This window comes from Pseudomonas kribbensis (assembly GCF_003352185.1).
In the GTDB taxonomy this organism is placed as follows: domain Bacteria; phylum Pseudomonadota; class Gammaproteobacteria; order Pseudomonadales; family Pseudomonadaceae; genus Aquipseudomonas; species Aquipseudomonas kribbensis.
In genome coordinates this window covers 3,711,170-3,723,649 of the sequence record NZ_CP029608.1, presented here as the reverse complement: position 1 = coordinate 3,723,649, position 12,480 = coordinate 3,711,170, and the positions used below count along the sequence as shown (strand labels likewise).

Below are 12,480 nucleotides of genomic sequence, written 5' to 3'. Positions count from 1 at the left end.
AAACAGTCTCTCTCGTCAGAAATTAAACACGAAAAACGTGGCCTGTTTATGAGATGCCTCTAGTCACATCCCGATGCCCACAACGCCTTGCGCCACGCCCTACACCTAAGACAGAATCCGCCGGCTTGTGCGTCTGGGGCTCCCTCCGTAACTTGATTCCCGTCACTGCTCATCAGTGATCGGGTCTGCAAGCCCGCCGGAAAAACCAGTCGCACAGCCCTGCCAAAAGGACGCTCGTTTGTGTCCGCTCAATGGCGGCTTTGTGCGGGAGACCCTAGGGTCTGCCGGGTGCCTGGTTTCCCGGTCTTGCAGACCCGCACTTGGCTGCCACCCATCATCTGCAAGTGATGCTGGTAGCTCCTAATCAAAATCAGGAGTTTCACCATGATCAAACCAACACCAAATCCACCAGAAACCGATCCGGTCTCACCCTACAAATTCCCCGATTCCAGAGCCCTTAACGAAGCCGCCGAACGCGCCCTCGACCATTACCTGACCCCGCAACAACGCATCATGGGCAGCCACACCACACACGACCCCATGTTCCTGGCCAACCCGGCCTACAACAGCGAATCCCTGTTGGCCAACGCCAGCGAATCCCTCGATTCCGCCAGCGAAATGCTCAGCAACTTCGCCGCCATCCTTGAGCCTGCACATCGCAGGACTGCTCTGGGAATCGCCCAAGTGGTCATGGTCGCAGGGCTGGCCGTGAATCAGGCGCTGGATAAGGTAGAGCTGAAAGCGTAGAGGCTGTATGCAAGTAAAAAGGGAGCAGATCCATTATCTGAATCTGCTCCCTTTTTTGTTCGATGAACTCAGCCGTTGGCGTCTGCTCGTTTTTGCGCCGTTACGATGCAAGCCTTGTAGAAATTGGAATGGAAATCGCTGATCGCTTTCTGCTGCAAGCTCTCGCTTGAGTACTGAGGAATCGCGTACGCCTCGCGAATCAGCGTCTTGAACAACTCACCCACATACTCGCTCTGCTTGCCTGCCGCTTCGGCCAGTTCCCACACCGAATCCATGGGCGCGCCTTGCTGCCTGCTTTTCATGACCTGTTTGGCCGAGTTTTCTATTCGCTGACACTCTTCGAGCTCTTCCTGCGGCACAGGGGAGGCATGAGCGGAAAGGCTGATGGCAAAGGTTATCGCTGCTGCAGCAAGAGATTGTTTGTGCACGAGGTGTCGTCCGTGATTTTGAGGCTGAACCTTATCATTCATGGCGTGGCGCCACCATTGTGGGAAGCCAAGCGCTGGCACAGGGCCACGCCTTGCGTCACCTCGTTTCGACTGTCACCCTCCGGTCCGTTCTCAAAGGATCAGAACAAGGAATCAAGGATTGAGTGGCTACGTTCCCAACCCGCCTAAAAACTATCGCAACACAGGCACCAGACCCGTCGATATTCATGCCCAGCGTTGGGCCGAGTATGAGAAACACGGGAAAGAGCCTGCGCGTGAGCCTGAAAAAATCGGCATAGCCCTGCGGATCGGAGTGTTCTTCGATGGTACGGGGAACAATGCCAACAACGCTGCGGCCGGACTTCTGTGCGGCGCTCATCATCCGATTGCGGCTAAAGATATCGATGCTAGCTGCAAGCCATATATGAGCGATCCGGATAGTAGTTATGGCAATGATGTCAGCAACATCAAAAAGCTCAGCGAGCTGTACGACGCAGTTCCGGTAGCACAAGCGGGACGAGCCTCTCGCGTTGTCTACGTCGAAGGTATCGGTACTCGATCCGGGGAAAAAGACAGCACATTCGGTGCCGGTACAGGGCGAGGGGAGACAGGAGTTGCCGGGCGAGTCGAATCCTCGTTTCCCATGATTCAACAAGCAATCAATCGAGTCCTGGAAGATAACCCAGACAGTGAAATCACCTCACTGACGTTTGATACGTTCGGTTTCAGCCGTGGTGCGGCTGCCGCACGTCATTTTGCTAACGAAATTGTTCGTGGCAGTCGCGGTCCTCTCGGTCATGTGTTGCGAAATCTGCCCAGAGCCTTCAGCTCCAAATTCAATGACCAATACAAAAGCGATATCAATATGGGGTTTATCGGCTTATTCGATACAGTACCCTCGATAGCCGGTTGGTCAAATTTGGGAGATATCAAAAGCCCAATCGCGACGGGTATCAAACTTTACCTTGATCGTCGCTTTTTCACTGATGTCGTTCAGTTGGTTGCTCGTGATGAACACAGAGCCAACTTCGCACTCAGTCGCGTCAAGCCGGATCATCTGGAGATTACTCTGCCTGGAGTGCATTCCGACATCGGTGGGGGTATCTGGAGGACGCGCAGGAATGTGTTCTTGTAAGCCCGATGCAAACACTCATCGTGCCCCTGAACACCGACGTCGTGACAACCTCGATCTATAGCGATGCGGTTAACGTTAGAAACCAGTGGTTATCCAATGGATGGCCGGCAGACATGCTTGAGGTTGTGACTCCAGATGCTCTTCTGGTGCCAAACAGCCCGCAAGATCGGCTGAGTCCAAGTGCTAAACGCGTTTACGCAGCTGTACAGCTCAGGCGTCCGGTGAGTGGCATGCTATCCAGAGTTTACCTGAAGGTGATGCACCATCTGGCAAAAGAGAAAGGCGTTCGCTTCAACGATATTCCTGACACACCGGACTTGACCATTCCAGCAGAACTTCAAGCTTTGTGTGATCGGTTCGTTGCGGGTGACTACAGCACCACGGCTGAAGAGGAGCAACTGCTGAAACTCAAGTACATTCACATGTCCGCAAACTGGAACCATCCACTCGGCCGCAGAGATGGCAGCGGAATAAATGCGGTATACATCAACGCCCCGACAGCCGACACCATCCGCGTGCTGCATCCCCACGTACCTGATTGGACGCTTTGGTAATGAGAGTTCTTGTAACCCTGCTTTGTGCTTTGTTCACGACTGGATGCCAGTCTGCGGATCCACTGTCTGCCAAAAATGACCCTAAGTCCGAGTCGTGGGAGCTCGCGTTTACGGAGCCTTACTACATGAAAGTGTGGGTGGAGGACAGCGCCGTCGAAGATATAAACGGCAAGCTGTTCAAGCGTACGGGGGGAGGTACGGCCGCTGGCGGGGAACCTGAGGACGGTAAAGAGTCTGCACGAGGCTGGCACGCTGTGGGTGCTGCTGCAAAGCCAGTGATTGGTGCCGATCTCCCCAAGCGCATTTACGTAAGGTGGCAATCGATAGTCGAACCTCAGACCTATCGTGTCTGGTTGGACGTACCCGAGGAGGCCAGACAACTAATGCAGACTTCGGTCAATCAGCGTTGCCCGGAAACTCCAAAGGAGCAAGCGAGTTACTCCGCTTCTATCTATCTGGGGCTGGCACCAGGTGGGGTTGTACAAGTCTGGGTCAGAGACTCGTGTCACCATCCGGTGAAAGTAGCACGGGCCCAAGCCGAGATCGAGACGCTAGGTCCGAGTCAGGGTAAGAACCAAGGTCGTTACGCATATCCGGTGAGTGAGAAGTCGCAACGCTACATCGAGAAATTTGGCATTCCATACGGAAGTTGGTAGCTGTCAGCAAATGAGGCAATTCATAAGTTTGCTATCTGTGTTGTTAATTGCTGGATGTCATTTGATTGATCCGTTGTCAGCCAAAAATGATCCTAAGCCCGAATGGTGGGAGATGGCCTTCATTGAGCCTGACTACATGAAGGTCTGGGTAGAGTACAGCTCAGTACAAGACATCACCGGAAAGGTTTTCTTCAGGACGGGCGGCGGCACCGCCGCTGGCGGTGAGCCTGAAGACGGGACAGAGTCTGCTAGGGGCTGGAAGGGCGTTGGCGGCAGTGGAAGAAAAGTAGTGGGTGCCGACCTACCCATTCGTATTTACGTTCGCTGGCAATCCATCGTAGAACAGAAGACATGGCAGGCTTGGGTGGACATTCCTGAGGAGGCCAGGCAACTGATGGTGTCATCTACCAATCAGCGTTGTCCGCAGACGCCTGATCAAAAGGCAAGGTATATGGCGTCGATCTATCTGGGGTTGGCTCCTGGGGGCGTCGTGCAGGTTTGGGTAAGAGACTCGTGCCATCATCCGATGAAAGTAGCCCGAGCCCCAGCCGAGATCGAGCCGTTGGGGCCTAGTCAGGGCAAGAATGAAGGGCGTTATGCGTATCCGGTCAGTGAAAAGTCCAAGCGCTATATCGATAAATTCGGTATTCCGTACGGAAGTTGGTAATTCTTGAAGGTCAGGAGTAGGGAAAAATCCATCCCCACTTTTTGAGGACTAAACAGATATATACCAAGGAGCTGCAGAGTCGGTATGAACGTGCTTCTGCTTTTCAGGCAGGAACGGCGTATCGAGCGTGCCCAGTGCTATCGAAACCCAGTCGGAAAACTCACCTTGAGACCGTGACCAGAACAAAGTAGAACCGCATTCCGAGCAGAACTCGCGTAATACCGACTCCGAAGAAACATAGGATTTAATGCTGGCGGAGCCACGGAGTATGCGAAGTGTGCTTTGCGGAACACTGCCGTACGAAGCGAATGCGGCCCCGTGACCTTTACGGCATTGACTGCAATGGCAATGGCTCACTGCTTTTGGTGAGGTGGTTAATTCGTAACCGACGACTCCGCACAAACAGCTTCCCTGGTACACCTCTGACATACGCTTTCCGTTCAGGTGAAAAACGTCAGCGTAACCGTCTCAGTCTGATCAGTCGACTGATCGCTTAACTCCTGAAGTGAGGCTCGGCAAAGGAAAACTCTCGGCCAAGAGCATTCCAGACGACAGGCCGTTACTGATCAAGCATGCTCCCCGATACACCACCACTGAACTTCGACTTCATCATCGTCCTGGGTTACATCATGCCCATGCTCAATGAAGTTCTCGGGCACATTCAACGCAAGCCTTTCGCTCAAGTGTATCGGGGTAAGCGAGTTATGCTGCCCCAGAAAACTCAAGTAGTACTCACGGTCATAGAACACTGTCACTTCGCTCTGATGTAACCAGGGCCATACCACCAGGCAGGCAATGCGGTAGTAACCTTGGCTGCGATCCGCTGCGCGGGAAAGATGAGCCGCTGCTTCGAGCAATTGCTGAACACAGAAGGCCTGCACTTCGATACGTGCTTGCGGACCTTGAACGAGGTTGTTGAGTACCGGGATTTTCCAGTGTGTGTAACGCTCTTGCTCATCGCTGCGAGGATGGAACTCGCCGCTAAAACTCGCGGCCCAGTGCTCCAAGGAGCGGAGGTGACGGGGGATGTTTCGGACTTTTTTGTTACTGAGGAACAATCTTCGCAAGGGGATATCCTTATGGGGCTTGATGACCAAACTATTTTTATATTTATGAAACGAGGATGTTAACGGCAGTACTCGCCAACCGCTCCCCATTAACCACCACGTGCACCGCATGCTCCCCCGCATAATGCTTGCGCGTGGTGAAATCCTTGATTACTTGCCTGCGGGCCACCACCTCGCTCCCAAACCCAGCCAAATCCAACGTCTTCAACTTGAAAACCTTGGCCGAAGTCCCGCCATTCGCCTTCACATAGTCAATCGCATAATCAATCACCAACCGCTGTTCCACCGGCGCCAACGACCGCACGGTGAATGACAAAGTGATCGTGTCCCCAAGCCGCACAACCGCCGGTTCGACCTTCACATCCAGCAACTCAACCTCAGCCTTGGCCCCAGCACCAATAACAGTGAGTGCCCGCAAATCCCCCTGTTTGATCAAGCTCCGCAATGCATGTTTGGCAATCCACGCCGTGTGCTTGTTCTCCAGCGCCCACCCCTCAACCGTATTCAGCACCCACTCCGGATGCTCTTTGGTCACGTCATTCAAATGATTCGCCACTGACTTGCGCACGTACAAACTTTCATCCGCCTTCAACCGGTCAAGAATCCCGGCGGCCAATTGCGGGTTTGCCTGCACCGGTTCCAGCCGAAACGACCATGGCAGGCGAGGGCGGCTGCCTTCGCTGGCGAGGCGGCGGACGTGGTGGTTTTCGTCTCGGGTCCAGTCGTGCATCCGTTCCAGCGAGCGTTCCAGGTCGCTGCGCAGGAAGTGGCGGATGGCGAATTCGGAGGAGCCGAAGGTGGTGAAGTACTTCAGGGCTTCCATCGAGGTGTCGAATGCGTGTGTACCGTAGCTCGCGACGTAGTGCGGCAGGCTCATGCTGACGAAGCCGCTGTTCAGGCGTGGGGCGAGTTCGCGCAGTACGGCGAGGGAATCGGTGTAGTCCAGTGGCAGCACGGCGTGCAGGCTTGCGCTGACGCGGGCCATGCGCTGCATGACCGAAAGGTCGGCGAGGCCGTCGTTGGCGTGCTTGAGAAAGGCCTTGGCCTTGAACGCCGGGTACACGGCGCTCATTTCGCTGGCGATGTGTTGCAGACGCTCGGCGTTGAAGATTTCTTTCAGGGCCGGGGCGGCGGTTTCGGTTGTGCTCATGATCAGTTCATCGGGGTGCTGATGAACGCTTCGAGGCCTTCGGCGTACGCGGTGTACTGGGCGATGCGCGGGAAGCGTTGGGCGTCGATCTGGTCAGGGACGACGAGGCCGGTGAAGCTCCAGGCGACGGCGAGGGTGATGCCGTCCTGCTGGAGGGTGCCATCGGTAGGCAGCGGATGTTTTTGCAGTTCGTGTTCGAGGGCGGTGAAAGCGGCGGCGAGTTGGCCTTCGACGCGTTCGACCCACGGCTGATATTGAATGTCGGCCGGGCGCAGGTTGCGTTCGTAATACAGCTGCACGGCTTTTTCGCAGGCGGCGAGGCCAAGGCCGATCAAGCGCAGGGCTTGTACCCGTTGCGACAGGTCGGTGGGCAGCAGGGTTTTGCCGGACAGGGCTTCGAGGTAGTCGAGGATCAGCGTCGAGTCGATCAGCACTTCGCCGTCGTCGAGGACCAGGGTCGGCGCCTTGACCACCGGGTTGATCTGCTGGAAACGCTCGAAATGGCGGAACACCGACACCGGGTCGTGCTCCAGTTCGATCCCAAGGCTCTTGGCAGAGATCGCTACGCGGCGCACATAAGGGGAGTCCAGCATGCCGATCAGTTTCATGACGCGTTCCTTCAAGTCAAACCGGGGGGAGGGCATAACGTAGCCGAGGTTGGGACGATTGTCAGTCCCGAGAACGGGCTGGTTTTGCCGTCGGTGATTGTAAAGAAATGCGACAAAGCGCCGCTCATCCGCCGTTTGTCTTCTATATACAGCCGCTCGACTGAATTTCTTGCTATAAACGCACTCCGATGAGCGCCGTAGGGCCTGTGTCAGAGCACTTTCCGGGCTTTGTCGGACAAATTCCCTGTATTTACAGTTGCTGAGGCCTCAAACGGGCCTTAGACTGCCGCCCCTTCGTAAATTGAGTGCCGGGTGGCGTTTGCAATAAACGATGCCTTTCCGATGACCGCAGGCGGTTCGCCGGAACGCTCCCTAATTCGCCTTAATGCACGTTTTTTTATAGAGATATCAATGACAAAGGACAAGTTGCTGGCCATGCCGGCAGATGACTACATGAATGCCGAGCAACACGCTTTCTTCAGCGAGCTGTTGCAGAACATGAAAGTCGAAACCCACGAGCGCATTGAGCAAAACCGTATTGCCATCGAGAGCCTGGACACCCCGGCTGACCCGGCGGACGCCGCCTCGGTGGAAGAAGAGCGCACCTGGCTGGTAAACGCGATCGATCGCGACCAGCGCATGCTGCCTCAGCTGGAACAAGCCCTTGAGCGTATCAAGGAAGACAGCTTTGGCTGGTGCGACGACAGCGGCGAGCCTATCGGCCTGAAACGCCTGCTGATCAGCCCGACCACCAAGTACTGCATCGAAGCTCAAGAGCGTCACGAGCAAATCGACAAGCACCAGCGTCAGGCCTGATTCCTGAGGCGACCCCTTCAATGCGGGTCGTCGCGAAAAGATCGCAGCCTTCTGCAGCTTTTGTTTAAAGCGGCAGAAGGCTGCGATCTTTGCTTTTTCTCGTCTGCCGGAAATCCCCGCGCCGTTCCATTGACCTGCCACAGACCCACGACTAACGGACCATGGATAATGGCCTTGTAGTGGCGTTTAATGCAGTCACAACAATGAGAACAAGCGTGGGGTAACAAAATGACGAGAGATGGATCTCTGGTTGCGGCTCTGCCTGCACCAGTTGTTTTGCCGAAGAATAATCGCTGGCTGTCGCCGACCCTGCAAAGCATCGCCCTGATGCTGTTGCTGGCCGGGATGACCTTCGGCGAATGGCCGTTATACGTGGGCATGCCGCTGGCGGTGCTGATTGTCTGGCTGCCGCGCCTGCGCTCCCGTGCTGTCCCCGATGCGCAGCCGGTCGATAGCAGCAACGCGATGTCCGAGCTGACGCGCGACCTTTCCTACACCACCAGTCATAACGCGCTGTCAGCCGCCGGCGTGGCGTTTTCCGTCAAGGAGCTGGCCGGCAAGCTGCAATCGCAACTCGATGCGGCCGCGCAGATCGTCAACAACGCCGAAGTGATGATCGCAACCGAGCAAGCCACATCCCAGCTCAGCCGCGAAGCGCTCGGCGCTGCGAGCGAAGCCCATCACAGCAGTGCAGCGGGGCGCACCGAGCTGGTCGACTCCATTTCCCGCATGCATCAACTCAGTCAACGCGCCAATGCCAGTCGTGAACTGATCGAAGCCTTGAGCGAGCGCAGCGACGACATTCAGCGCGTGACCCTGGTGATTCAGTCGATTGCCAGCCAGACCAATCTTCTGGCGTTGAACGCAGCGATTGAAGCGGCCCGGGCCGGTGAGCATGGTCGCGGTTTTGCGGTGGTGGCAGATGAGGTGCGTGGTCTGGCTGCTCGGACGGCAACGGCCACCGGTGAGGTGGGCGAGATGGTCGCCGACATTCAGCAGCGCACCGCGCAGGTGGTGGAGCAGATCCGCCAGCTCTCCGACGATTTGCACACCGGTGTCGAGCAGGTCGAACACACTGGTCAGCACCTGGAAAACATCGCGCGACTGGCGGCCGGGGTTGAAAGCCAGGTCGGTGAAATCGCCCGGGGCGCCGAAACCAATCGCGAACAACTCGACAGTTTGTTCACCGCCATCGAGCAAATGCGCAGCGATCTGGCAATCAGCGACCAACAGACCCGGCGCCTGGCCGAAGCAGCGGTGCAGATGGAAGGGCAGGCGGAAACCATCAGCGAGCGTCTGGCCGAAGTCGGGCTGGATGACTATCACCAGCGCATCTACGACCTGGCCCGCGAAGGTGCGAGTCAGATTGGTGCGCGTTTCGAGGCCGATGTCGAGCAAGGGCGGATCAGTCTTGAGGACTTGTTCGATCGCCAGTATCAGCCGATCCCGAACACTCAGCCAGCCAAGTTCCAGACCCGTTTCGACCGCTACACCGATCAGGTGCTGCCGGCGATTCAGGAGCCCCTGCTGCCGCGCCACGAAGGTCTGGTGTTCGCCATTGCATGTACGCAGCAGGGTTATGTGCCGACCCACAATCAGGCATTCAGCCAGCCGCTGACCGGCGATATGCAGACCGATACCGTGCATAACCGCACCAAGCGCAAGTTCGCCGACCGCACAGGCATACGTTGCGGCAGTCATCAGCAACCGGTGCTGTTGCAGACCTACACTCGCGATACCGGCGAGCTGATGCACGACCTGTCGGTACCGATCATGGTCAAGGGACGGCACTGGGGCGGGCTGCGTCTGGGGTACAAACCCGAGAATCCGCGCTGAGGCATTGTTGCCGGAATTGCAATGAAGCTGTGCACCCGCGTTGCTGTTTCCGCTTGATCCAAATCATTAACATGCCTGCATAGTTAGGTAGCTAATGAAGTTGGGAGGTCAGCATGCAATGCAGAGTCGATGTCGCGGTGATGATCGGCAGCGGTGTTCCGGCCGGGCTGCGTGCGATGGGGCAAAGCGTCTGCTGGGTGGTGTTGCTCAACGGTGAGCGGCGGGGCACGGCGTTCGCCAGCCGTGACGAGGCCGAAGAGTGCAGGGCTGCGTGGCTCGCGCAGTTGAAAGACGAGCCCGGTAGCAGCCTGCACTGATTGCGTTTAATGATCGTGGGCCACCCGTGATTCCAGCGAGCGGGCGAGGGCACAGGCGGCGTTGTGATCCTCACGGAAACCTCTTACACGGCCGGTCGACTTTTCTCTGATATGGAAAAAGGCGTTACCGGCCGGAATCACTTGAAACCGCGGTTCCCGACCAAATGACTCTGATGCGTTGTCAGTGCCAAGGCCTGGGGCATTCAAGACAAAGGGTTGTTCGTAAGCCACGGCAAAATGCGTCAAAGTGCACATATGAAGTCCTTTTCATGGATTGACCCGCATTTACAGACGGTTGCGGGTAGTCGCAAGCAGCGTCGCTGCTCTAGAATCGCCAACACCTGTTGACGGCATGGCGTTATCTAAAGCAATTTTTTGCGTGCGATATGTCGGAAAAGTGCTTTTCTTGGTGAGTATTTTCCCTAAAGTTTGTAGTCAGTTTTCTCTGGCCGACCGTGAAGCTTTTTCCTTCAACATTTGGAGAACGTCTTTGCAGGTTTCGCGAGCGCCATTCCAGTAGTCTTGTGAACCTCGCGCTGAACAAGCACTTTGCCCGTTCAGGCTTTTATTCGAGTCATTGCGCAATACCATCGGCCTGGCCGTTTTTAACGTCGTGCGCGTTTTTCGCGCGTGGCACTCTTTCAAGTGTGGGGATGTTTCTTTGGCAGTCAGTAACCTCGATATGCATGCTTTGTTCGTGCTGGGTGATTTGCGGGCAAAGCTGGTCAAGCAGTTTCAGTCGCGTTTTGTTTACATCACCGAGCAAAACGCTGAAGGCATTTACGTTGCCGAAATCGACACCGAAAGCGCATTGGTGGTCGATGACAAGCCCGGCCTCAAGCTCAAGGTCGGCGATCACTTCAGCGCTTCGGTATTGCCCAGCCGTGAAGGCGGCAAGATGGATATCCGTTTTCGCGAGATCAAGATGACCGTGTACGGACTGGGCGACTATGCCTTCGTCAGCACCGCCGACGGCCATGCCATCGTGTTCAAGGAAGGTCACAGCGCGGTCACCGTGTTCGCTGCCAATGAGCAATTGCAGGAAGGCCTGACCAAAACCCTGAAAGCCGTCACCGCCAAAGCCGCCAAATGGCGCAAGGGCGAGCTGGTGACCTTCAAGGCCAGCGAGTGACGGCTGTGAGTCGCGCCGATTTCCATCTGCAGAACCTCGACAGCGCCCGTGATGAAGCCAGGCGCCTGATTGATGCAAAAGCCGAATTGAAGAGCGCCTGGCTCGGTTGGGTCGCCTCGCAGATCTACGCTTTGCAGCCTGCGGAATACGCCAGCATGGTCAGACGCGAGCTTCAACGCTTGCAGGAAATGTCTGAAAAGTAGCCTCGCCCGTGGCATGCCCCTGAAAAAGCAGGAACCTCGTCTACAGTCAGTTGACTGAGTATTCAGAGGCTTGTGGTCTTCTGTCAGGCCATCCTGCTATTGCTGTGAACAGCACGAGGTGCAAAGCATGAACGGATTTCGACGGTGGCTGGCCGCTGGGCTGGTCACAATGGGCTTGATGGCTGCGATGCCAGCGGCCAATGCGGCACAGACCCCGATCCACTTCGCCGACCTGAACTGGGAAAGCGGCAGCCTGATCACCGATGTCCTGCGGATCATCGTCGAGAAGGGTTATGGTCTGCCGACGGATACGCTGCCGGGCACCACCATTACCCTGGAAACCGCGCTCGCCAACAATGACATTCAGGTGATCGGCGAGGAATGGGCCGGGCGCAGTCCGGTGTGGGTCAAGGCCGAGGCCGAAGGCAAGGTCGCCAGCCTGGGCGATACGGTCAAGGGCGCCACCGAAGGCTGGTGGGTGCCGGAATATGTGATCAAGGGCGATGCCGCCAAAGGCATCAAGCCGCTGGCGCCGGACTTGCGCAGTGTCAGTGATCTGAAGAAGTACAAGGACGTGTTCAAGGACCCGGAAACTCCGAGCAAGGGTCGGTTCCTCAACAGCCCCATCGGCTGGACCTCGGAAGTGGTGAACAAGCAGAAACTCACGGCGTACGGGCTGCAGGATGACTTCACCAATTTCCGCAGCGGTTCCGGCGCGGCGCTGGATGCCGAAATCAGTTCGTCGATCCGCCGGGGCAAACCGGTGCTGTTCTATTACTGGTCGCCGACGCCGTTGCTCGGCAAGTTCAAACTGGTGCAACTGGAAGAGCCGCCGTTCGACGCCGATGCCTGGAAGACCTTGACGGACGCCGACAACCCCAACCCGAAACCGACCCGTTCACTGGCCTCGAAACTGTCGATCGGGGTGTCTGCGCCATTCCAGAAGCAATACCCACAGATCGCGGCGTTCTTCAGCAAAGTCGATTTTCCGATTGAGGATCTGAACAAGGCACTGGCTGATATGAGCGAGAAACACACTCCGCCACGGGAAGCGGCGGAGGCGTTCATGAAGGCTCATCCGGATGTGTGGCAGGCGTGGCTGCCGAAGGATGTGGCGGACAAGGTTCAGGCAGGTTTATAGCAGCGCGGCGAGGGAGTTTCTCC

General features: G+C 56.5%; 15 protein-coding genes and 1 pseudogene. 10 read left to right on the top strand and 6 right to left on the bottom strand.

The genetic code is table 11. The features are described from left to right. Window positions 1-384 precede the first annotated feature (384 nt). Window positions 385-747 carry a DUF6124 family protein gene (locus DLD99_RS16905; protein WP_114883750.1) on the top strand — a complete coding sequence of 121 codons (363 nt, stop codon included), beginning with the start codon at window positions 385-387 and terminating at the stop codon, window positions 745-747. A gap of 68 nt (window positions 748-815) precedes the next feature. Here DLD99_RS16905 and DLD99_RS16900 read toward each other — a convergent pair whose 3' ends face one another. Further along, on the bottom strand, window positions 816-1,217 hold the full coding sequence (locus tag DLD99_RS16900; RefSeq protein ID WP_244220744.1) for a hypothetical protein: 402 nt from the start codon (window positions 1,215-1,217) through the stop codon (window positions 816-818). A gap of 118 nt (window positions 1,218-1,335) precedes the next feature. Between DLD99_RS16900 and DLD99_RS16895 the strand changes: the two are divergent. The 3 genes and pseudogenes from DLD99_RS16895 (at window position 1,336) to DLD99_RS16885 (ending at window position 4,187) form a co-directional block, all read left to right on the top strand. After that, a pseudogene (locus tag DLD99_RS16895) lies at window positions 1,336-2,864 on the top strand (phospholipase effector Tle1 domain-containing protein). After that, a complete protein-coding gene (locus DLD99_RS16890) occupies window positions 2,864-3,520 on the top strand; it encodes a DUF2931 family protein (RefSeq protein ID WP_114883748.1) in 657 nt (218 codons plus the stop codon). The pseudogene DLD99_RS16895 and the gene DLD99_RS16890 overlap by 1 nt, the downstream one beginning before the upstream one ends. A 10-nt stretch (window positions 3,521-3,530) precedes the next feature. Beyond that, window positions 3,531-4,187: a DUF2931 family protein gene (locus DLD99_RS16885; RefSeq protein ID WP_114883746.1), complete on the top strand. Its 657-nt coding sequence runs from the start codon at window positions 3,531-3,533 to the stop codon at window positions 4,185-4,187. 48 nt (window positions 4,188-4,235) lie between these two features. On the opposite strand, the gene DLD99_RS16880 is transcribed toward DLD99_RS16885, so the two are convergent. The 4 genes from DLD99_RS16880 to DLD99_RS16865 all read right to left on the bottom strand — a co-directional run bounded on the left by DLD99_RS16880 (window position 4,236) and on the right by DLD99_RS16865 (window position 7,012). Then, a complete protein-coding gene (locus DLD99_RS16880) occupies window positions 4,236-4,616 on the bottom strand; it encodes a GFA family protein (RefSeq protein WP_114883745.1) in 381 nt (126 codons plus the stop codon). 137 nt (window positions 4,617-4,753) lie between these two features. Then, on the bottom strand, window positions 4,754-5,254 hold the full coding sequence (locus tag DLD99_RS16875; RefSeq protein ID WP_114883743.1) for a DUF3916 domain-containing protein: 501 nt from the start codon (window positions 5,252-5,254) through the stop codon (window positions 4,754-4,756). A gap of 43 nt (window positions 5,255-5,297) precedes the next feature. Beyond that, complete coding sequence (locus tag DLD99_RS16870; protein ID WP_114883741.1) at window positions 5,298-6,404, bottom strand: DNA alkylation repair protein; 1,107 nt, start codon at window positions 6,402-6,404, stop codon at window positions 5,298-5,300. A 2-nt stretch (window positions 6,405-6,406) separates the two neighbouring features. Further along, window positions 6,407-7,012, bottom strand: a complete 606-nt coding sequence (locus tag DLD99_RS16865) for a glutathione S-transferase (RefSeq protein ID WP_114883739.1) — start codon at window positions 7,010-7,012, stop codon at window positions 6,407-6,409. A 411-nt stretch (window positions 7,013-7,423) separates the two neighbouring features. On the opposite strand from DLD99_RS16865, the gene DLD99_RS16860 reads away from it, so the two are divergent. The 3 genes from DLD99_RS16860 (at window position 7,424) to DLD99_RS16850 (ending at window position 9,981) form a co-directional block, all read left to right on the top strand. Next, window positions 7,424-7,828, top strand: coding sequence for a TraR/DksA family transcriptional regulator (locus tag DLD99_RS16860; protein ID WP_007935965.1), 405 nt, complete (start codon window positions 7,424-7,426; stop codon window positions 7,826-7,828). Between the two features lie 228 nt (window positions 7,829-8,056). Then, window positions 8,057-9,664, top strand: a complete 1,608-nt coding sequence (locus tag DLD99_RS16855; RefSeq protein ID WP_114883737.1) for a methyl-accepting chemotaxis protein — start codon at window positions 8,057-8,059, stop codon at window positions 9,662-9,664. Between the two features lie 113 nt (window positions 9,665-9,777). Then, a complete protein-coding gene (locus DLD99_RS16850; RefSeq protein WP_085711424.1) occupies window positions 9,778-9,981 on the top strand; it encodes a hypothetical protein in 204 nt (67 codons plus the stop codon). Between the two features lie 6 nt (window positions 9,982-9,987). Here the strand turns inward: DLD99_RS16850 and DLD99_RS29435 are convergent, their stop codons facing one another. Continuing rightward, window positions 9,988-10,236, bottom strand: a complete 249-nt coding sequence (locus tag DLD99_RS29435; RefSeq protein WP_114883736.1) for a hypothetical protein — start codon at window positions 10,234-10,236, stop codon at window positions 9,988-9,990. Window positions 10,237-10,642: 406 nt separating this feature from the next. Here DLD99_RS29435 and DLD99_RS16840 point away from each other — a divergent pair, with 406 nt between their 5' ends. From DLD99_RS16840 to DLD99_RS16830, 3 genes are all read left to right on the top strand, one after another. Further along, window positions 10,643-11,113 carry a hypothetical protein gene (locus DLD99_RS16840; RefSeq protein ID WP_085711422.1) on the top strand — a complete coding sequence of 157 codons (471 nt, stop codon included), beginning with the start codon at window positions 10,643-10,645 and terminating at the stop codon, window positions 11,111-11,113. A gap of 5 nt (window positions 11,114-11,118) precedes the next feature. Next, the gene (locus DLD99_RS16835) at window positions 11,119-11,316 is read left to right on the top strand and encodes a hypothetical protein (RefSeq protein ID WP_114883734.1); all 198 of its coding nucleotides are present in this window, start codon (window positions 11,119-11,121) and stop codon (window positions 11,314-11,316) included. A gap of 127 nt (window positions 11,317-11,443) precedes the next feature. Further along, entirely contained in the window at window positions 11,444-12,457 is a 1,014-nt protein-coding gene (locus DLD99_RS16830; RefSeq protein WP_114883732.1) for an ABC transporter substrate-binding protein, read from the top strand. The last annotated feature ends 23 nt before the right edge of the window (window positions 12,458-12,480 follow it).